The sequence below is a fragment of the Pelobacter seleniigenes DSM 18267 genome, from assembly GCF_000711225.1.
Classification (GTDB): domain Bacteria; phylum Desulfobacterota; class Desulfuromonadia; order Desulfuromonadales; family Geopsychrobacteraceae; genus Seleniibacterium; species Seleniibacterium seleniigenes.
Genome location: NZ_JOMG01000004.1, coordinates 770813 through 791464, shown reverse-complemented (window position 1 = coordinate 791464; position 20652 = coordinate 770813). Strand labels below are relative to the sequence as shown.

Genomic DNA, 20652 nt, shown 5'->3' with positions numbered 1-20652 from the left:
TCTGTTCAGCAAGGAGTCAACATGAAAATATTAATGGTTTTGACCTCACACGATAAACTCGGTAAAAGCGGCGAAAAAACCGGTTTCTGGCTAGAAGAATTTGCCGCACCTTACTACGTCTTCAAAGACGCCGGTGCTGAAATCACCCTTGCGTCCCCCCTCGGCGGCCAGCCGCCACTTGATCCCAAAAGCGATACCGAGGATTTTCAAACCCAAGCGACCCACCGCTTTAAAGCAGATCCGGCGGCCCAGGAAGTTTTGGCCAATACGCTCAAACTGGCAGATATTTCTGCCAATGATTTTGACGCTGTCTTTTATCCGGGCGGCCATGGTCCCCTTTGGGATCTGGCCGAAGATGCGGCTAGCATTAGCCTCATCCAAACGCTGTTGGCTGCTGGAAAACCAGTCGCCGCCGTTTGTCACGCTCCTGGTGTGTTACGCCATCCCAAGACCCCCGAGGGCAGACCAGTCGTGGAAGGCAAAACGGTGACCGGCTTCGCAAATAGTGAGGAAGCAGCCGTCGGATTGACCAAGATCGTCCCTTTCCTGGTCGAGGATATGCTTAAGGAAAACGGGGGAAAATATACGAAGCTGGCGGACTGGCAACCTCATGTCGTCATTGACGGCCTGTTGATCACGGGACAAAACCCTGCTTCGTCAGAATCCGCAGCGGAGGCGCTGCTGGCAAAGCTTTCATGATTCAATCCGGATTTCCTGGATATGACGGTCCTGCTAACCATGGGAGGTGGCCTGCAAAGCGGTGGTCGTATGGAATTGGCGGTGTCTTAGGTGGATATGTTGAACACGCGCGGAGAGCCACAGCATAGTCACTCGTGCCCCGTTGGTGAATATTTGAATGAATTCCGGATCATCTGTCAAGACGTGCCGCCGCAGGCTTAGCCTTATTAGTTAGTTGCCATCCGGAAACTCCGAAGGGCAACCGCTAAGGTTAAAGGGAATCAAAGCCCTTGAGATAAAAATTTGATCATAATTCTCAGTCGGTAAATACCTTTCCGTAGTGCTTGTACAGAGCCAGCTGATATTCCCGGCTGACTAGTTGGGAAGAATCATATTCCGGCGCACTTTTCACGAGTTGATGCGAAAGCTTGACTTGCACGCGTTGTTTGCTCCAATCAATCTTTTCAACCCACGCGGGTGAAATCAGGACATGGCGACCAGGGAGCCAATTACGCGTATCAATTTCCAGGAAACGGACTGTCCAGGTCTGATCATCCAGAATCAAGTCCTCAACGTGTCCCACCGAGCCTCCTTCCGCCTCAAGATTGTAGCCTGAAACCTCATCGCTGGTGCGTAGATGTGGGTTCTCCGGCTCTGTAGTTTCCGATTGATTAAGCGGCAAAATCAAAGGGTTAGCCTGAAACAACGGGTCAGTCGTCCAATATGGTTCCCAGTCGTAATAGCTGTGGTATTGCTGTTGATAATAGCGAGAAACAGGCTCTTCGCTGTCGACCGGCGGAGCATCCTTGATCTGTTGTTGGGTCAAATCAACTTGAATGGAATGGTTCTTATCATCAATTCCAACAACTGCTGCGGGAAGCAGCAAGACCTGTCGGCCCAGCAACCAACTTCCGGTCCGTACCACAAGGTAACGAACCTGCCAGCGTTGGTCATCGAAATAGACCTCTTCCAAACGACCAATATCTCCATCACTTGCTTGAAAATTATAACCTGTCAAATCGCTCAACTTTCTTAGTTCACCCATTTTCCAACTCCTTTACTGTCGTCTCTTCCCTCATTAAACCTTAACAAACTTGCAGGTGGCATCACAAGCAGCCCCAAACTCTAAGAGACAAAACAGAGAGCCCAAAAAGATTACGCCGTATTTTGGAAAGCCCTAAAAGGCCAAAGGTCATCCTAGAGCTTATTCAAGCTCGGTTGAGAAAAATGCTTTCGATGGCCCCTCCATGGGCTCGGCAGGCCGTTTTTCGACAGGCGGATAGCGTTTTTCAATAATATCAATTTTAGCGATAGATAATTCTTTTATTCACCTAAGTTCTTTATCGTTGACAGTGGAAACAAACAGTTCATTTGACGCAGACCGTCTTCATGTTAAACTTTTAAAAAGAAGAAAGGAGAATATATGTCAGAACAATACAATGACAAATTTTCAAAAGCGTCTCAAGAACTTGAAGATAAATCAGCTTTTATCTGCAAAAGCTGCAATAAAAAATATGACAAGAAAACGGCAAAAGAAAAAAACAACACATGTTGTGGGCGCACCCTAACCGAATTACATCAGGAAAGTTTCGGTCCCTGATTAGAACAAACAGAAATTTGCCGTTTATTCGCTATGATCACCCATAAACAAGCCACGCATGACGCAAGCCATGAATGGCTTGTTCGTTCAGGGGAGCAGACATGACTGACAAAAAAAATTACCAAAAGAAACTCGAAGCATATCTCGATAAATGGGATGCCAAAATTGATGAACTCAATGCAAAGGCCGCCCAGGCAGAAGCAGAGAGTCGCCTGCAGTACGAAAAATCTATTGATGAATTAAAAAAGAAGCGAGCTGAGGTTCAGGAAAAGCTCGAAGACATAAAAAAACAGGGTGAGGATAGCTGGGAGGATATCAAAAACGCCACTGAAGGGATTATCTCTGATCTTGATGCACGCTTGCAGGCAGTTATCGAAAGTTTCAAATAACTAGTTTTCATCCGGAAACGGCCCTTTTCCGCTGTGTCGGTGTCAATCTGCGGGTTTTCTTGTGCGGCGTAAAGAAGTACGTCTCCGTATAACCTCTTGATTTCCTTGCCACAACGAAAATTTCTCGTTCCCAATCTGAAAACTTAGTTATTGTCATCCAGAGTTTCCGGATGACAATAACTAAGTTGAAGCGCTGTCGAAAAATAACCGAACCAGAGGATTGCACAGGTATTGTGATATTCGCGATCGGCCTCTGGGAACAAGGCACCAATCGGCAATATGGATATCCATCGGAGAATAAAAAGGTGACCATGGACGCTATGTCTGAAGGAGAATCATGCGGTACCTGTCATGAGGGGAGCACGGCTTTTTCCGTAGAAGGAGATTGTGAGAGCTGCCACCAGATGGAGCCGTCAGCTCCATCGTTCCCAGTCAGGATGAGGGAATCGCTCTCCCCCTGACAATTCGTTTATAGCAGATTGAAAAAGTAAGAGAATCAGGGTCATCCCAGATATGGATGACCCTGATTTTTTCTGAGCGAACTGACGGCATGACCAAGCAGGCCGGTTAATTTCTACTGGGATTGTTGACTTTCACTATTCAGTCGGAACACTCATCTCTTTCGATACCTTGCGACTCCACAACACCAACGGAACTCCGCCTCAGGTTGGAAAGCCAGCGAGCCAGCACCGGGCTTAAAATGATCACCATAAAAAACCGGATGATCTGCATCGACACCACAAAACCGACATCGACCGGAGTCGATGCTGCAATAATGGCGACAGAATCCGCGCCACCCGGGCTGGTTGCCAGAAAGGCGGTCAGATAATCAGTCCCCGCCCATTTGGCGATGACCAAACCAAACGCTGCATTCACTGCGATCAACACGGCAATGGACAGTAATAAGACAGGCATAAGCTTGGCGGCATGCCGGAGAATTGCCCGGGTAAAGCGCAGCCCGATGCTCCAACCGATAATGGTATAGGCGATGGCGACCAGAGCTCCCGGCAGAACAATTTGTGTCAGTCCAAGCATTTTGAAGGCTATCCCCAGAACCATAGGCAGGATAAAAGCCATACTCTGCTTGTTGACCTTTTGCAAAAACACAAAAGTCAAAACGGCAATCGCTGCGGTCCAGAGGAAATCACGGCCTGAGCTGATTGTGAAGAGATCAAAGTGCGGAGACGGCGGATGGTCGCCGCTCCCCCCGAGGTACTTGGCAACCAACGTCACGGAAAAAGTGCAGCAGGCAACCCGCAGGTATTGCATCAACGCCACCAGCCTGATATCCGCTCCAAAGGACTCGGACATGACGGTCATGACCGTTGCCGCACCGGGTGAAGTCCCCCAAATTGCCGTATTGCCTGAAAAAAGCCCGGATCTGGACAGTAACCAACCCAACACGGCCGCAGCAACAACAGTAAACAGGGCACCGCTGAGGAAGATTGGCCAGTGGACCGAAACCTGCGATAAAATGGTCACCGGCAGCTGTCCGGCAATCATAATACCAACAAATGACTGGGCAAGCACAAACAACGGCTTGCTGACGGTGACCGTCAGGTCAAAGGATGACAGCAAAATCGCCGCCAGCATCGGCCCAAGCAAAAGTGCGGCAGGGAGCCGGAAATGATGAAATCCGAAGAATAGGGCAAAGGACAGCGCGAAAAGAAAGAACCACTGAAATAGAGTTTTTTTATTGTTGTTTATCATTGCATTGAATTCTATGGCCAAGCCATCAAGGAGCTTAAACGATCTTTAAAGGCTTGAAATAATTGCGTACCTGCTCAGCCGTTAGAGGTAACAGGGCAACGAAAAGCTGATTGAAAAGCTTCCCCAAGCCTGCCGTGCCAAACGGCCCTGGCAATATTGAAGCGGAAGATCTGATTCACATGTATTACGAAATGAGAGTCGAGACCAGTCTTGATTTGATAATGCCCATGGATACCGGGCGGCTGGTTCGACAAATGACAGACAGAATTGGTAGCATGTTTTGCAAAGGGTTTGCAAGGTGAACTCGCGTAGTCGCCCAAAGACGTATCATAGGCATCAAAATGATACCCCATACTCCGCACCCGCTTCTTATAAAAAAAGCCTATTGTTTCAGACCAACTCGTGCAGGACCTCAAGTAATAAATCGAACCTTATCCGCTCTTGCTCAAGTCGAACTCGATCTCCCCAGTGATTTTACCGCAGTTGATCATAAAGGGTTGATTCCTCAGCGTTTAATCGGGAAAGCATCCCGGTTTCAGGCTGCCCCTCAACGCCCCAAAGAGATCTATGGGCCAAAAGTGTCTGCTGATCCATGAGAAAAGATTCCACGTGGGGAAAAAAGCCACGCAGCTGGTTGAGAATGGCAAAACCATGGGTATCGATATCCCCCCAATAATAAAGGTTCTTCCGGTGCAGCCAAGGGGCGGCGGCAAGGTTGTCAAAGCCATATCCCGCCCCGAAAATGACCAGTGCATCAGGAACCTCCGGAAAGGCCAGAAAGTTGACCTCGTTTTCAGTGATGAAGACCTTCGCTACTGGCGGATCAAGGGTGGCAAAGGCGGCCTGAGTCAGGGTGATATCCTGATCTGCTTCGACTGGCAGCAATCGAACATTCGCGGCCAACACCCGAAAACGAACTCGCGCAGGTTTGTCGATGAACCCATACCGCCGGCAGAAGCCGCCGATGCCCGTGTGCACCCCATCAATGCAATCCTCAGGCAAGACAAGGTCAAGGAGTTCCGTCAGTACCCCGCGATGGCCTTCGATCAATTTGGTATGAACACCCGGCAGATCGATCTGTCGCAGATATATCGCGGGCCGAGGATGGGTCAAACACCAGGCGACAATATCCAGTAGTTGCGGCCAATCTTCGGCCAAGGCCAAGGCACGCAACGGTCGCTTGACCAGCCAGGGGATTAAAACAGGCTGTTTTTCCCTGATCAGTTCAACCAAAGAAGCAAACAACTCCGCCGCTTTTCCGTTGCCGGAGTCAGGTCAAAGTATGGTTCGTCCGTCCCGGGTGGATAAAATTTCCGCAACCATCCCTTGTCGTTGTCGGCCCAATCATTAAGATAACTTTGCGCAGTTCCGGGAAAAGCTTCAGCACCCAGTTGTTCACGCAAAGTGAAGAGCTCGTCTTCTAAAGCCTCGACCAAATCTGCCTGAGACAGATTGCGGACATTGGGCACAATGAATACCCGGTCCAGAAAACCGGCCACCAGCGGCGCATGCTGAGCACGCAGTAACCGCCAGGCAAACGATTTTGGCGGAGCAACTCTAATGTGGCGTAATCCAGAGCCATTTCTTCCCCTCGATGTTATTCAATCTTTTGTAAGACAAATCACCGGTAACCGTTGAAGTCACGCGGCATTTCTGCGCACGGCTGTTGAATTGATCAAAAGTAGCCTTTGCAACCAGCGCTGTCATAAAAACGATGTATTTCCAACCGATCTTGCCAATTTCAAGAGATTCGGTCAGCAAGCCCGGGGGCTGACTGCTGCCACTGCTGCAGGGTGGTGCGGATGATGTCAAAATAGCCCGGTTCGCGCACGACTTCCTGATAGCCCGGAACGGCGCCCACCCACTTGCCCAGGCGGACGTTGCGTTCCTGGGTGAGATAAAGGGTGGGTAATCCCATCAGCGCCGGTCCGTCCATGCCGGCCGTAGTCACACCAAGCTGTCCCACCAGACCGTGGCGGCACCGCAACTCTTCAAACAGTTGCAGTTGAGCTCGGCGCATGTCCGGCCCCTGAAAGAGCGGTTCTTTCCAGCACAGGGTCAGGTTGACAGCGCGTGTCGGAACCAGCTCTAAAGGAACAGCATCGCCGAAAAAGATGGGCATGAGCCCGGCATCCGATACCAGTTCAGCAAGCTGGTGCAATTCATCGAAGCAGGTATTGCGCCCGGCATCATGGTCACCCGTTCGAACCCATAGCAGCACCTTCTGTTCAGGGTTTCCGCCCACCTTGCCATCGATCCATGATCTTAAGGAAGCCGCTGGCGACTCGTCGCCCAGAAATGCTGCGCGCAGGGTGCGTTGTGCTGTGGGCGCGTCGGCATGAAAAGCTTCAGCAATGATGTGGGTCAGATGTTTGGGACTCGCCGGACGAGACCGATATGGGCGCAGGGAGCCTACTAGGCCGGCAGCGCAAAGGAAGCGCTTGGCCGGCAATTCCTGGACAGCGCCAGGCCGAATCTGAATGAGAAGGCCGGCAAACAGTGCCGCAGCAGCCAGGTACCAGCCTTCACCAAAGGAAAAACCGGGATCGGCATGAAAGGTGTAGGCGCGGTTCCGCTCTGTGATGATTTGTCTGGCGGCATTTGCAGCAGCCTCAGCTCTGCAGGCCAGCGCTTGCGCTTTGGCGGTATCAAGTAGCCGGGCAAATCGAGCGGCCTCCAATGCCGACTCTTCTGCAGTGCAAACGATCTCCTTAACGCGCTGCCAGCCGTCTTCACAATCTGCCAAGGTTGGCGCCCGCTGCGACCCACGCGAAAGCTGCCCGGCACCATAACGCGCATCCTCGGCCCGGGCCGCCTGAGCCTGAACCAACAGCCATTGCAGCAACTTAACCTCGCGGTTTTCCACCGCGCTATCCAGCCGACTGGTAGCCAATAAGACAACCTGCTCGAGCCGGGTGCGATAGTCATCGCGCACTCCGGGCCGATGCAGGCGTCCTTCCAATGCCGTGGCCTCCGCCAAAAGCGTAGCGGCCTTTGGTGTGAGCCCTGCGCCTTCCGTTTCGTTATCGAGCAGCATAGGAGGCTGTCGGACTTTGCGGATCATTGCGAGAAATTGGCTGCTCGAGAACAGATTTTCGATCATTTGAGAGCGAATAGCCATAGCTATTTGTCGAAAAGGATCGGGAATATGGGCCGATCAGACGGTTTCGTAGCAGATTCATGTAAAGTCCGATATCCTCCTTATCACAGGATCTTCTTCGACCATGTTTTCGGCGCAGTCGGCCCGGCTATTTCCAACTCCACATTATGCAGAAAAGGCCGCGGTCCACGCGATTTTATCCAGTCAATCATAACCACCAAGCCCTCTTCGAGTTTCACCTTCGGCTGGTAAGCGAGCAAGCGCCGGGCTTTGTCGGCGTTGCAGTTGGCAAAGGAAACCTCCTGGGGACGACCATCGATCCGATTCGGTTGCAGATCAAAGTCAAGAAGCCGAGCGATCATGGTGGCAAGCTCGTTGATGGTCACAAATTCATCATCGGGGCCAATATTGATCACCTCCCGGACACAACGGTCGTTGGTCGCCATAAGGAAAAGCGGATCCACCACATCAGAGACAAAACTGAAGCAGCGTTTCTGATTGCCATCCCCGTAGATATAGGGTTGCCGTCCTTGCAACATCAGGTTGATGAAGATAGCGGCCACGTTGCGATAGGGATCGTCATAGCGCTGCCGTGGCCCGATGATATTGTGAGGAACCGCCACCACCCACTCCATCCCGTGGGTTTCGGCGATATTGGCCAGCAGCCGTTCCGCACTCCATTTGGCGATACCGTAAGGGTCCTGAGGAGCCGGCACCATATCCTCGGTAAACGGAACCTTATTTGTGCCGTACCTGGCCATGGACGAGCAGAGCACAAAGCGCCCCACCCCTCCGGCCGCCGCCGCGGAAACAACGCCACTGGTGGCCGTGACCACGTTCCGGGTCACCAGATGGGGGCTGAAGACGGAGAGGCCTTCATAAGCTGTAGCCGCGCAATGGTAGACGATATCGACATCTTTCATCAAAGGGGCCAGTGACGCAAAATCATTGCAATCGACCTGATGAAACACAGCACCACGCGGAACATTGTCAAGATAGCCACCCGTCAGGTTGTCACATCCCGACACCCTGTACCCTTCAGCCAGACACCTGTCCGCTATATGACTCCCTAAAAAACCTGCGATCCCTGTAATGAAAATTCGCTTTTTACTCAATTGATGCACACCATACTATTTTTTAGAATCTGAATTTGCAAAGGTGGAGAAACTCTCACTTTTCTCCACCGGTCTTGAAAGAGGCCAGGGGTGGACTTTTTCAACAACTTGTTTTGAATGATCCGGCGAATCATAGCACAAATTGTTGGATCGCCTCATTACTTCAAAAATCTCTGCAAAACTTGTGAAAAAGGATCGGGACAAACCTAGATATGGGACATCGTTGCAGCAGCTGATGTCTTTGCAAAATTCATTATTTTTTGAAACCGGAATATTCAGCCTGCCCCAGATTTATCTATTTCATGACCGTTAAGAGCCGTTGGGCTTGAAAGGTTTACCTGCCTGGGTTGTGGATTTGACGGACAATCGAAGAGCGGTAATATAAAGAGAAGGGCTGAATTTTAGGAGAACTATGGTGACGGCAGGTCGGGAGGAGCGGTTCCGCCGCGCCGTTGGCGCATCTCTTAAAAGCAAATTCCTATCAACTTTCAATATTGGAGAAAATATGAAAGAAAAGGTTTTACTGATAACTGGCGCTTCAAGCGGCATTGGTCGCGCAACTGCTTTTATGGCCGCCAAGAATGGCTATAAACTCGCACTGGTGGCAAGACGTAAAAGCAAACTGAAAGAAATTGTTGATGAAGTCGGAAAGGACAACGCCATTGCTATTCCTGCCGACATCACTAAGCTAAAAGAACTTGATAAAGCGGTCCAGGCAACAGTTGAGAAGTTTGGGAAAATTGACGCTGTCTATGCAAATGCCGGCAAAGGTCTAGACAAAGCGGGTATGGAAAATGGCGATCCCAAAGAGTGGGACCAGATGATCGATTTGAATGTGAAAGCTCTTTTGTATACCGCAAAGACGACATTGCCGCATTTAAGAGAGACGAAGGGGCATTTTCTTATAACAAGCTCAGTCGCTGGTAAAGTCTATTTGTCTGGTTCCGTTTACGGCGCTTCCAAGTGGTTCGCTTCCGGTTTTGGGCATAATCTCGCAAGAGAGATGAAGGAGTGGGGAGGTCGCTGCACGATCATCTGTCCAGGAATGGTCAACACCGAGTTTTTTGACGAGCCAAAACCAGATAAGCTGAAACCAACGGACATTGCAAGCGCGGTCGTTTTTGCCCTGAATGCTCCCCACCATAGCACCGTGAGAGAGATTGAGGTGATGCCGACGAATTGAAATCTTGTCCCTGTTGATCAGCATGCAATCTTGGCTCGCTTTTTCGCAAAATCGGCACAGGGTCAAGAGTCATCTAAATGGCGGCAATTACTTCCTACAGGGGGAAAACAATCAAATAGCTAGGTCAAAGTTGGACGCCGATGGTGGGTCATTTTTCAATGCTGATCAACATCAGGAAGGCGGTAGCTGAAGGCTTATCCTTTTTCATTGAGAAGGTCAGCCCCCTCTTCAGGGTTTCTGGCTTGTCGCGCCTGTTTTCTCAGCAATTCGTCTTCACTACTAAAATCCCCTTCACCAGTGGCTTTGATCAGGTTGGGTTCCAGGGTTCCTTGATTATTAGCCTCAACAACGGTTTCAGTTTCTTTCGTCAACTCCTGCTTGACCAACTGCACAGGTACACCTTGGGGGAACACGACTTCACGTGCTTCGTCCGGCATTGAGATGCCATGTTCTTCAAAAGCCCTTTTGACCAGGCGGATTACAGATGACCTAACCTTTGGCCCGTTGAAGCTGGTTCCTTCATACCAGAAGCTGACCTGAAGATCGACTGTGGCCGCGCCGAGTCGGTCAACTAAGACCAACGGCTCTGGCTCTTGGAGAACCGCCGGGTGGTCAACGAGCACATGGAGGGCAATTTTTTGGGCCGTCGAGGCTTCGTTCTCGTAACCGATGCCAACGATGAAAGTCTCTCTTCGATTGGGGTTTGCCGTAAAGTTGAGGATAATGCTTTTGTAGACCATGGCGTTTGGAATTTGCACGTGGTTACCGTCGAGGTTCATTAAGACTGTTCCACGAGTGGTTACCCGTTGAACGATTCCAGTGTGCCCGGCAATCTCGACTAGATCATCAAGTTTGAACGGGTTACGTAGGCTGATTAGAATACTCGCCAGATAGTTCTCAAGAATTTCGCGGAAGGCGATTCCGGCAACTAAACCGACAAGTCCTGTGCCACCGACTACCGTCGCCGCCAAGCCTGAAAGGCCACCGATCTGAAGCATCAGGTAGAGGCCTAAGAGCACGATCGGGATGCTGACGGCACGTGCCGCAACATCCCGAAGTAGTGGCTTGAGCCTTTGTGCAAGCGCACGGCGTGTGGCCGAGGCCAGCGTTATGGCACACAGAATGGCGACGCTTAAGACCAGGACACCAAGACCCATTCCTGGCAACTTCTGCAGAAACTTTTGCCAAAGACGGTTGATCTCGGTCCAGGCCGGGGTCAACTCCCACGGTGATTGCTCCTCAAGTTGAATGCGGTTGACCACGGCAACCACATCACTGGTCCTGCTGGCAAGCTCTGCTGCCCAGGCCCTGAACTCGGCTTCTCTCGTTCGGCCATCCAGGAAGACCACACCGTCCTTGACCTGGACGTCGAGTGCGGTAAACCAGCCGGTCGAGGCCATGATCTTGTTTAGTCGCTTGGCAATTGCTGCGTCGCTGACGCGTGGCTCGACTTCAATTCGATCCGCAATCGGTCCGGTCATGTCATCTACTGTCGTGGCTGAGACATCAGACGAAGAGATGGGCTGAGCAATAGATGATGTCGCTAAAAAAATGTGGATCAAGCATAAAAGTGCTATCAGACACCACATCTTTGGACCAGGCAGGCAAAGCATCCGACCGGGTCTGCTATATAACTGCCTTTGAATCATGGGAGGTCCCCGGTTAGTCCAAATTTGTCCTTAACTAATTCGAAGATGCATAGATACTTGGCATGTATCATTTCGCGGTCTTCCGTCACTGGCAGCCCCGACTGGCCGTCATGCTCGATAATTGATGCCTGACGAAGTAAGGCATCACGCTGTTCTACGTTCCGAGTGAACGGCAAGATGCGGCTGATCCCCTCAAGGAGATGAAGAATGACCACTGTATGTGAGCGACCATATTGCCGTATTTGATCAAACGCCAGATCGACAATTTCTCGAAACGATGGGGGGACATCGATAATTCGAATTTTATTGTTCTTATCTATTCGACCCGGAGAGGGAAAGGCTCGTTGCGCAAGTTCGCAAAGCGACAGGGTCAAGTGGTCAATACAAGACATCGCCGTGAACGGGTCGTTGATGCCTGGGGATAAGGCACGGCTGGCGATCTCTACAAGCTCTCTGATGAGAAATTTCAGATCTTGATTCTGGATCCTCTTTGGTCCTGTGATGAAATGCCCCTTAATCCTCTGGCAGAGTTCTTTATCCTCACACTTTATTCCCGGCCAGATTTCAATCAAATCTGATTCGCGAACCAAAAAATCTCCGACATGGTGCAGAACCCGCAAGATTAGATCATGTTCAACTGCAAGTTTGAGCAGTCCATCGTAATCAATTGCCTGGAGGTATCCTGAGGAATCACAGGATAACAGTTTGCACTGTTCAGCGAAGTCTTCGGGAATTTGGTTGGCAAGTACTATTTCATTCTCGCGTGAGGTGATGTAGCAGGGAATTTTATCGGGAAAGAGCCTCTCTACCATTCGGCCAAGGTCCCGGCTTACATTGGCAATAACAGTGGAAACCTGAATCGAAACGGTGATGCTATGAATGAAATAAATCAGCATGCCGACGCACAAAACGGCCAAACATAAGGCACAAAGGATCGAGAGATACGGCACAAACTCTTGGCCCTGGCTCTCATTGACAGTTCTCAGAACCAGTAGACAATACAGAAATGTGGCTGTTACCGTCCCCAGGACAATTTGGTTCCCCCTGTTACGCAGGAAGTTCTGCAATAATCGCGGTCCGTACTGCTGAGCGGTTAACGACAGGGAGACAACCGTGATCGAGAAGATAACGCCAGTGACGGTGATCATCGAGCCGGCAATGGTGGATAAGATGTTCTGTTCACCGGTCGCACCGGTCAATTTGAGCCAAGATAAGTCGACAAATTCGATTTGAGCATTCAGTAAGTCGACATAGACCATCATTGTCGAGAATGCCAAAGCCTGGATAGCCATTATCGAAGGGATAAACCAGTAGCTAGATTGAATCCTTTCATAAAGATTTGAGATCTTGGTGCGCATGAAGGTTCACCTCAAAGGGCATTTTTAAGTATATATTAAATAATGAGCCTGCCAAGCGATAGGACCTTAACAAGTCGATCGTTTAAAATATTTAAGTGTCCGACATTGCTAAATTTTAGTTCACTTTATCGTATAGTGTTTTGTAAGATAAGTATCTTTTCCTTCCTATTCTCTGGTAAAACCACGCGCCCTAAGTAGCCGGAAAATCAGCCTCTGGAAAAATTTTTCGAGGGCCGGCTGGCTGTTTTGTTTGTGGCATGTCAAATTCGCTGGTCTAATTGGCCGAAAGGATTGAAAGGGGTGCTCTTGCGAGCAGTTTGTTTCGCTGTATACCGATGCTTGTTGTCCGGCCACGGCAATCCGGAGACGGAAGAGATGGCCCCGATTGTTAGAACAGGTCTGCTCGTTTTATAAGTGGATTTGACCTTCCTGTGTTAAGCCACCTGTTATTGCTGTAGACTGGCAAAGTAAACCTGACCCGGAGCCTGTCGCTTTAATAAACAGCTTTTCATCTTGCTCCGCTTTTTGGGAGCTGATACCTTTTTTCGATAATAACTGATCAAACTGAGCCTCAAGACAAAGTAGATATGAGCCGTTTTCACCTCCTCCGCCATTACATTTCTCAACACAAAACGTCCTACGGATTGGGAATACTGTTTATTTTTGCCACCAACTGGCTGGCAGTAACGATCCCTACTTATTTGAAATTGAGCGTGGATATCCTGAGCCAGGGGAAGGATCATCTTCGATCGAATTCAGATGAGCTATATCATTATTTGATCCTGATGTTTGCCCTTGCGCTATTAGTGATTGTTGTTCGCACTTGTTCGCGAATTTTCTTTTTCAACCCTGGCCGGGCGATCGAGTACAAGCTGAAAAATGATCTTTTTACCCGCCTGACCAAGCTGCAAAGAACTTATTACGACCAGAATGAAACGGGGAGCATTATCTCTCGTTTGCAAAACGACATAACCGGAGTGCGCTTAATCTGTGGCTTTGGTTTGATGCAGTTTTTCAACATCATCGCCAGCCTGTCCCTGACCCCGTACAAGATGTGGGAACTTTCCCCGCGCTTGACTCTCTATTGTATAGTGCCGGTGTTTGCGGTCTTTTTAATTGTGCGAATCGGGATGAAGGTGGTGATGGGACACACCAGGGAGAGAATGACCCGTCTGCAGTCCCTTTCCGCCTTTATTGTCTCTTCCCTGTCCGGGATTGATGTCATCAAGAATTACGGCCTGACCAACTGGAGTGAACAGGAATTCGCCCGCCACAACCAAGGCCTGTTGAACCAATCATTGCGCATCTCATTTGTCCGTTCCTTTTTGATGCCTATCCTGATCAACTTGGAAAATATCCTGAAGGTTCTGGTGCTCATGGTGGGGGGAATCTACGTCATTCATGGCAACTTCACTATTGGCGAGATCACTGCCTTCATCGCCTATACCGGGCTGTTGACTATGCCACTCATGGGCCTGGGCTGGCTGACCACTCTTTACCAGCAGGGGATGGTGGGGATGACCAGCCTGGAGACCATCATCAATGCGGATACCCCCTATGAGGGCTTGGAGAATCTGCCTACAGAAACCAGAAAATCTCTGTTTGACAAGGGACTTTTCGTCAAAAACCTGACCTTTGCTTATGACGGTGAGCCTGTCCTGTCCAATGTCAGTTTCTCCATCCTTCCAGGGCAAACGGTCGGGATTCTGGGAAAAATCGGTTCTGGAAAGAGCAGTTTGGTCAACTGTCTGAATCGTTATCTGGAACCTCCTCCTGGTACGGTGTTTCTGGGTAACAAAGACATCTTGGAACTCTCCTTTGAAGATTTAAGGCGAGCGATCCGCACCGTAAGCCAGGATGTGTTTTTGTTTTCTGAGTCGGTGGAACAGAATATCTTGTTTGGCCAGTCGACGCAGGAACATCCGGGCGAGGAAAAGCTCCAGCAGATTATTTATGAATCGGCCTTGAGAGAAGAAATAGAGCGCTTCCCCGAGCAGCTCAACACCCTGGTCGGAGAAAAAGGAATCATGCTATCCGGAGGGCAGAAGCAGAGGATCAGTCTGGCACGATCGATGATGGAGCCCTGTGACCTCCTTATACTGGATAATGTCCTGTCTGCGGTCGATTATGAAACTGAACGGTTCCTGCTGGGAGAAATACTCAAACGCAAGCACTCCAGATCTCTGCTGATCGTCTCTCATCGGGTCCAAGCCCTGGAAGGGGCGGATTTAATTCTGGTTCTGGATGAGGGAAACCTGGTCGATCAGGGGACTCACAAGGAGCTCATTGCCCGGCCAGGGCTCTATAAGCAGACATGGGAACTGCAAAAGGCGCAGCAGGGATGAGCGATGGCGTCGCAAAAAGTCCGCCCACGGCGTTACGCTGGTTTTTCAGGACCTCGACCACCTGATGGTGGCCTTCGCCCCTGAAAAACCACCAGGCCTTGTGGGACAAAATTTTTGCTTAGCCATCGATTCCTATTTTGGGAAAGCACCTTGAAAGAGAACACAAAAAAATCTGACTGGCAACTGATCCGTGGATTTTTTGCCTACATGGCACCCTACCGCAGGTGGGTGATCTACAGCCTTCTGGCAGTCCCGTTCTCCATCGGCGGGACCCTACTCAACCCCTGGCTGCTGATCAAGATCGTGGATGACTACCTAGTCGTCGCCGAGATCAAGGGGCTGGTCTTCATGGTCTCGCTACTGGCGGGGGCGGTCGTCGTTAACTATATTGCCGATGCAATCTACACCTACAGCCTCCAACGGACCGGGCAGATGGCTATCGCCGATATGCGTAAGGACCTCTATCGCCACAGCCTAACCCTGCCCCGGAAGTATTATGACAGCACCCCCATCGGAGTCACCCTCAGCCGCATGACCTCCGATGGGGAGGCGATCGGCGAATCGGTGGCCATCGGGGTGCTTTCCCTGGTCACCGATATCATCAAGACCATCGCCCTGTTTGGCTTTCTGCTTTACCTCTCCTGGCACCTGACCTTGGTGATCCTTTGCATCCTGCCGCCTGTCTATTTTCTGACGAACCTGCTCAGAAACAAGCTGCGGGTCTATTACAACGAATCGAGGGAAGGGCTGGCCGATGCCACGGCCTACCTGCAAGAATGTCTGAACGGCATCAAAACCATCCAGCTTTATGCCGCGGAAATGAAGGCCGTCCGCCGTTTCAAGCAGAAAAATCGGCGATTTATGGAGGCCCAGACCAAATCGAATATCTATGACTCCCTGCTCTATTCGGTGATTGAAGGACTGACCTCCGTGACCATGGCGGGAATTATCTGGATCGGTATCGGCGGTATCCTGAAGGGAGTCGTGACCATCGGGGTGCTGGTCGGTTTTATCAACACCTTGAACCGCCTGTTCATCCCTATTCGTGAATTTGCTCAGCAAATCGCCCTGATCCAGCGGGCTCTCTCGGCCCTGGAGCATATCGACCGCCTTTTTGCCGAACCCTCGGAAAAAGGACAGCTCGTCCCCCTGGCCAATGCTAAACGCATGAGCTTCAAGACCCTGGAGTTCAAAGAGGTCGCTTTCTCCTACAACGAGGGGACCCGGGTGCTGGACCAGATTTGTTTCAGCCTGAACCGGGGCGAAAACATTGCCATTGTCGGCGCGACCGGTTCCGGCAAATCGACTATCCTGAGACTGATCACCAAAGCCTATGACAATTATCAGGGGAGCATCCGGCTCAACGGTAGGGAACTGCGGGATATCTCCAAAACAGAACTGTTCTCCTGTACCACTCTGATGCAGCAGGATGTGTTTTTGTTCAATGAAAGCATCAGATTCAATATCTCTTTAGGCCGACCCGAAATTGGTGAGCAGGAGGTCAAAAATGCTGTTGAATTTGTTTATGCGGATCAATTCATTGATCGTTTCAGGGAGGGGCTGGATTACAGGATCATCGATAACGGCAAAAACCTCTCTGCTGGCCAGGCTCAGTTAATCTCGTTTGCCCGAGCCATTGCTGGAAAAAGCGATTTGATTCTGCTCGACGAGGCAACCAGCTCGGTCGATTCTGTGACAGAAAATCTTATCCAAAAGGCCACCGCCAGGATTTTTAAAGAAAAAACGGTCATTGCCATTGCCCATCGGCTCTCGACGATCCAGCACTCAGAATTGATCCTGGTGATGAAGGATGGGCGAATCGTGGAACAAGGCAATCATCATGAGTTACTGAAAAAAGGCGGCTACTACCTTCAACTACTCAAACGGATGGAACAGTAGGAGACCGGCTAAAGCTTCCGGATAATTCCAAGCCTTCAGAAGTGGCCTCCCCCGGTTTCGTGGACACCGGGGGAACGTCAATCAATCAACTCAAGTGGAGGCAAGGAGAAAAGGAAAAGGAACACTTATCGCAATCCAGAAAAGGAATATTTTGGCCCGGACTTTTGCTGAAGCCAAAAAAAACTTTCGCCATCACCCGACAACATCGGAAAATGGCGAAAGTCAGAAAGAGTGAAAACCATAACATATTGTTTTCACTTGATTTAATTGGTGGAGGGAACGCCGACCTACCACAAAACAGTCTCAAAGCCCGCGCTCCTCGTAACTCCTTGATAATAAACGCCGAAGTCATCTCGCACAACCACTTCCCGCAAACCCGACCAGAGAAACGATTTTCTCCCCAGATTTCCCGGCACCGGACGATGGTGACGAGTTTGTAGTAAAACCGGACACCTGGCATCGAACCGCAACAACCTCGCATCCGATTTTCGGACGCCGGTTCGGTTCCCAAACTCGGAATCAAATTGAATTCGTTAAACGCCTAAAACGCACCAAGAGAAACATATCCATCAAAATTCACATCCTCTGCTATTTCCATTGGCGTGAAAGAAAGGTCCTAAGCACAGGAACCAGAACCAGGGTGGCAACGGTGGATGATAGAAGCCCCCGATTACGGTTATTGCAAATGGTTGGAATATCCGCGAGCCAACGGCGGGGTTCACCGCAACCGGGATCAACGCGAAAATTGTAGTTATAGCCGTCATAAGGATAGGTCGAAGACGGATGGAAGCGGCTTCCTGGAGCGCAGCGGAGATCGTATGCCCGGCGTTGATCTGTTGATTAGTGTAATCAAGCAGCACAATAGCGTTGTTGACAGCGATGCCTATGAGTGTGAGAGCCCCCATGCCTACAGAAACGTCCAGTCCGACCTGGGTGAGCGCAAGAACCACGATTGCTCCAACAAGGGCGACAGGAATGGTCACCAGGATAATAAGTGGCTGTAAAAAAGAATGAAATTGCATGGCCATGAGGAGATATATCAATATTACAGCCGCCAGCCCGATCAGGACGAAGTCCATTATCGTGCGCTGGAGAACCTGGTACTGACCAGTGAAGGCGATACTATATCCATCCGGAAGAGAGATTGACGAAAACCTCTGTTGAAGCCGACTCACAGCGGCAGAAATACTCCCATCAACTTCAGCCAGAATGGTGATTTCACGTTCTCCGTTGAGGCGTGTTACAGCCGCAGGCAAATGCGTAATTTGAATATCAGCCACTGTTTTAAGTGGAACGGCTTGCCCCGATGCCGTAGGGATGGTGAGATCTCTCAGCCAATCAATCGTGCTATCGGAAGGGACATTGCTTTTAACCAGGACCTGCACCTGTTGCCGCTGGTGAAGGATGGTTGTGGCCTGAACCCCAAACCGGCCTGCCTGGATCGTTTCAAAAATATCAGCCGGAGAAAGGCCGACGCGGGCCAATTCAACCGGATTCGGCCGGACAATGATCTGAGGACTCTTGATTTTTGTGTTGTTCACGATGTTGGCAATCGTTGAGTCTTGAGCCATTACCTTTTCAACTTGCCCGGCTAAAGACACCAATTCATTCATGTCGGGGCCGAATATGGTCACGCCGAACATGGCCGGTAAACCGGAAAGGCTCTCGTCCATCTTTTCTTGGGTCGGTTGATGATACAAAAATGCCACACCGGGTATTTTGCTATAGGAGGCACGCAAATGGTCGAAGATCTGTTCTACGGTATAGTGACGGCTGCCACGTGGAACAAGTTTCATGACCATCTCCCCCTTGTTTACACCTTCGATCTGGAATCCGCTCGCCGGTGAACCAGTGCGGCGTTGTACGGTTTCAATGTCAGGCTGGGCGAGAGCTGTACGCTCCAGGATATCGCCGATGCGATTACTTTCCTGGAGCGATGTGCCCGGCGGCATAACGTATTCGATCAGAAGGGCTCCCTCGTCGATTGGCGGCAAGACACCGATCGGCCCCAGCCATGCGGCAAGGCCCCCAAGTCCAAGCATCATGACGCCCGCCACCACACTCAGGCCCCGGTGGGCAAAGGCAAATTGGAGCGTCTTTCGCAGACCCGCGTCGATACGGGTCAACAGACGTGAACCGACAGCGCGACGCTGTCCGGTCGAACCGATGCGGCCAAACATCATCGGCACGAAGGTCAAGGAGACGATGAGCGAAGCCAGCAAGGCCACACTGACCACCAGTCCGAATGGCCGCACGAAAAGACCGGCTATCCCTCCGAGAAAAAGCAGGGGCGCAAATGCAGCCACCGTAGTGAAAGTTCCCGAGGCATCCGGTCCCGCGATTTCCGCAGCTCCATCCAGGCTGGCGGACTGACGGTCTCCTGTTGCCTGTAGATGTCGCACCACGTTTTCGGCCACCACGATGGCATCGTCGACCACCATGCCGACCGCCAGCGTGAGTGCCGAGAGGGTGATCACATTGAGAGTCTGGCCGAATGCCTGCATCAGCGCCAGGGTTGCCAGCAGCGTGATAGGAATGGTCGCAGTGACGATCAAGGTTGCCCGCACCGTTCCCATAAAGAAAAAAAGCACAGCGGCGGCAAGCAATGCACCGACAATCAGATCATGAAAAAGGGAATCGCGTGCCTCGGTCACGATATCGGACTGATCGTAAAACTTTCGAACTTGGGCACCTTGAGGCAAAAGGGACCGAAAATCCTTCAGTTCACGATCAACGCCGCGCACTACATCAATTGTGCTGGCATTAGGCTGCTTAAAGACAACAAACGAAACCGCAGGCAAGCCATTTCCATGCACGGTATAATGACGCGGTACGCGCCCCGACGTAACGGTTGCGATATCTTTGAGAAGAACGGAGTTGGCACCATTTTCAACCACTGGCACCGAGAGAACATCGGAGATGGTCTGCAGTCGACTGTCACCGCGAATAAGGTACTCCCGCGACCCTCTGGTTATGTAGTCGGCTGCTGCCACCTGGTTATACCTGGCCAGCGCGGCTGTCACATCACTGATAGTCAAATGGGCACGGGCCAACGCCTCGGGGCGGACGTGAACGACAAACGCCGGCTCATCACCGCCCAGCACCTCCACTCGGGATACTCCTTCCACGCCCATCAGGCGACTGGCGAGATTCAACTGCACTGTGGTACGGAGATTAACCGGGTTTCCCGCGCCGTAAACAACGTAACCAGCGACCTCTTGAAGCGTGGTCCCGATATTTTCCAGACGTGGCGTAACGTTAGCCGGTAGATCGCTTTGCACGGACGAAAGCTCCGCCTGGACAAGCTGCCGAGCGTCGGTCAACCGGGTCCCCCAGGCGAACTCGGCGGTAATCTGAGAAATCCCCTCGACCGAGGTTGAGGATACGCGCCGCACACCAGGAATTGCACGAATACGGTCCTCGATTGGGCGGGTGATGAGCAGCTCCATGTCCTCGGACGCGGTGCCGGGATCGTGAGAGATTACATTGACCACCGGCACATCCAGTCCCGGAAACAGCCCCACGGGCAGATGCAGCAGTGCGAAAATGCCTCCCCAGGCGACAACGACGACAAACAGAAGGACCGCGATGGGATTGGCGATAGTCAGTTGGAGAAACTTACGCAT

At 51.0% G+C, this 20652-nt stretch carries 15 protein-coding genes and 1 pseudogene; 7 read left to right on the top strand and 9 right to left on the bottom strand.

Features of this window, described 5'->3' with window-relative positions:
- Nucleotides 1–21: 21 nt before the first annotated feature.
- Nucleotides 22–699: a type 1 glutamine amidotransferase domain-containing protein gene (locus N909_RS0120625; protein WP_029918010.1), complete on the top strand. Its 678-nt coding sequence runs from the start codon at nt 22–24 to the stop codon at nt 697–699.
- A 295-nt stretch (nt 700–994) separates the two neighbouring features.
- Here the strand turns inward: N909_RS0120625 and N909_RS0120620 are convergent, their stop codons facing one another.
- Nucleotides 995–1723 (bottom strand): PRC-barrel domain-containing protein, encoded by a 729-nt coding sequence (locus N909_RS0120620; protein WP_029918009.1) that lies wholly within the window; start codon nt 1721–1723, stop codon nt 995–997.
- A gap of 378 nt (nt 1724–2101) precedes the next feature.
- Between N909_RS0120620 and N909_RS25820 the strand changes: the two genes are divergently transcribed.
- From N909_RS25820 to N909_RS26515, 3 genes are all read left to right on the top strand, one after another.
- Nucleotides 2102–2278 carry a hypothetical protein gene (locus N909_RS25820; protein ID WP_155006021.1) on the top strand — a complete coding sequence of 59 codons (177 nt, stop codon included), beginning with the start codon at nt 2102–2104 and terminating at the stop codon, nt 2276–2278.
- A 101-nt stretch (nt 2279–2379) separates the two neighbouring features.
- On the top strand, nt 2380–2667 hold the full coding sequence (locus tag N909_RS0120610) for a sll1863 family stress response protein (protein WP_029918008.1): 288 nt from the start codon (nt 2380–2382) through the stop codon (nt 2665–2667).
- Nucleotides 2668–2837: 170 nt separating this feature from the next.
- Nucleotides 2838–3128: a c(7)-type cytochrome triheme domain-containing protein gene (locus N909_RS26515; protein WP_084167838.1), complete on the top strand. Its 291-nt coding sequence runs from the start codon at nt 2838–2840 to the stop codon at nt 3126–3128.
- A gap of 139 nt (nt 3129–3267) precedes the next feature.
- On the opposite strand, the gene N909_RS0120605 is transcribed toward N909_RS26515, so the two are convergent.
- The 5 genes and pseudogenes from N909_RS0120605 to N909_RS0120585 all read right to left on the bottom strand — a co-directional run bounded on the left by N909_RS0120605 (nt 3268) and on the right by N909_RS0120585 (nt 8601).
- On the bottom strand, nt 3268–4377 hold the full coding sequence (locus N909_RS0120605; RefSeq protein WP_051689991.1) for an AbrB family transcriptional regulator: 1110 nt from the start codon (nt 4375–4377) through the stop codon (nt 3268–3270).
- 474 nt (nt 4378–4851) lie between these two features.
- Nucleotides 4852–5610: a Wadjet anti-phage system protein JetD domain-containing protein gene (locus N909_RS24085; RefSeq protein WP_425415860.1), complete on the bottom strand. Its 759-nt coding sequence runs from the start codon at nt 5608–5610 to the stop codon at nt 4852–4854.
- Nucleotides 5604–5959, bottom strand: a pseudogene (locus tag N909_RS0120595) (DUF3375 family protein); the annotation flags it as partial. The pseudogene N909_RS0120595 and the gene N909_RS24085, both read right to left, overlap by 7 nt.
- Before the next feature lie 159 nt (nt 5960–6118).
- Complete coding sequence (locus N909_RS0120590; RefSeq protein ID WP_029918005.1) at nt 6119–7441, bottom strand: hypothetical protein; 1323 nt, start codon at nt 7439–7441, stop codon at nt 6119–6121.
- A 140-nt stretch (nt 7442–7581) separates the two neighbouring features.
- Nucleotides 7582–8601: an NAD-dependent epimerase/dehydratase family protein gene (locus tag N909_RS0120585; protein ID WP_029918004.1), complete on the bottom strand. Its 1020-nt coding sequence runs from the start codon at nt 8599–8601 to the stop codon at nt 7582–7584.
- 496 nt (nt 8602–9097) lie between these two features.
- Here N909_RS0120585 and N909_RS0120575 point away from each other — a divergent pair, with 496 nt between their 5' ends.
- Entirely contained in the window at nt 9098–9775 is a 678-nt protein-coding gene (locus N909_RS0120575) for an SDR family NAD(P)-dependent oxidoreductase (protein WP_029918003.1), read from the top strand.
- A gap of 194 nt (nt 9776–9969) precedes the next feature.
- Here N909_RS0120575 and N909_RS0120570 read toward each other — a convergent pair whose 3' ends face one another.
- Complete coding sequence (locus tag N909_RS0120570; protein WP_036684363.1) at nt 9970–11256, bottom strand: mechanosensitive ion channel family protein; 1287 nt, start codon at nt 11254–11256, stop codon at nt 9970–9972.
- Between the two features lie 164 nt (nt 11257–11420).
- A complete protein-coding gene (locus tag N909_RS0120565; protein WP_029918001.1) occupies nt 11421–12782 on the bottom strand; it encodes a DUF2254 domain-containing protein in 1362 nt (453 codons plus the stop codon).
- Nucleotides 12783–13369: 587 nt separating this feature from the next.
- Between N909_RS0120565 and N909_RS0120560 the strand changes: the two genes are divergently transcribed.
- Both N909_RS0120560 and N909_RS0120555 read left to right on the top strand, forming a co-directional pair.
- A complete protein-coding gene (locus N909_RS0120560; RefSeq protein ID WP_029918000.1) occupies nt 13370–15127 on the top strand; it encodes an ABC transporter ATP-binding protein in 1758 nt (585 codons plus the stop codon).
- A 150-nt stretch (nt 15128–15277) separates the two neighbouring features.
- Nucleotides 15278–17026, top strand: coding sequence for an ABC transporter ATP-binding protein (locus N909_RS0120555; protein ID WP_029917999.1), 1749 nt, complete (start codon nt 15278–15280; stop codon nt 17024–17026).
- A gap of 569 nt (nt 17027–17595) precedes the next feature.
- Here N909_RS0120555 and N909_RS0120550 read toward each other — a convergent pair.
- Nucleotides 17596–20652 (bottom strand): efflux RND transporter permease subunit, encoded by a 3057-nt coding sequence (locus tag N909_RS0120550; RefSeq protein ID WP_029917998.1) that lies wholly within the window; start codon nt 20650–20652, stop codon nt 17596–17598.

Excerpts from the sequence above, each read along its gene's own strand:
- N909_RS0120565 (WP_029918001.1), bottom strand. The coding sequence starts at position 12,782 with ATGCGCACCAAGATCTCAAATCTTTATGAAAGGATTCAATCTAGCTAC.
- N909_RS0120610 (WP_029918008.1), top strand. The coding sequence starts at position 2,380 with ATGACTGACAAAAAAAATTACCAAAAGAAACTCGAAGCATATCTCGAT.
- N909_RS26515 (WP_084167838.1), top strand. The coding sequence starts at position 2,838 with ATGACAATAACTAAGTTGAAGCGCTGTCGAAAAATAACCGAACCAGAG.
- N909_RS0120625 (WP_029918010.1), top strand. The coding sequence starts at position 22 with ATGAAAATATTAATGGTTTTGACCTCACACGATAAACTCGGTAAAAGC.
- N909_RS0120605 (WP_051689991.1), bottom strand. The coding sequence starts at position 4,377 with ATGATAAACAACAATAAAAAAACTCTATTTCAGTGGTTCTTTCTTTTC.
- N909_RS0120550 (WP_029917998.1), bottom strand. The coding sequence starts at position 20,652 with ATGCGTAAGTTTCTCCAACTGACTATCGCCAATCCCATCGCGGTCCTT.
- N909_RS25820 (WP_155006021.1), top strand. The coding sequence starts at position 2,102 with ATGTCAGAACAATACAATGACAAATTTTCAAAAGCGTCTCAAGAACTT.
- N909_RS0120575 (WP_029918003.1), top strand. The coding sequence starts at position 9,098 with ATGAAAGAAAAGGTTTTACTGATAACTGGCGCTTCAAGCGGCATTGGT.
- N909_RS0120590 (WP_029918005.1), bottom strand. The coding sequence starts at position 7,441 with ATGATCCGCAAAGTCCGACAGCCTCCTATGCTGCTCGATAACGAAACG.
- N909_RS0120620 (WP_029918009.1), bottom strand. The coding sequence starts at position 1,723 with ATGGGTGAACTAAGAAAGTTGAGCGATTTGACAGGTTATAATTTTCAA.
- N909_RS0120560 (WP_029918000.1), top strand. The coding sequence starts at position 13,370 with ATGAGCCGTTTTCACCTCCTCCGCCATTACATTTCTCAACACAAAACG.
- N909_RS0120570 (WP_036684363.1), bottom strand. The coding sequence starts at position 11,256 with ATGACCGGACCGATTGCGGATCGAATTGAAGTCGAGCCACGCGTCAGC.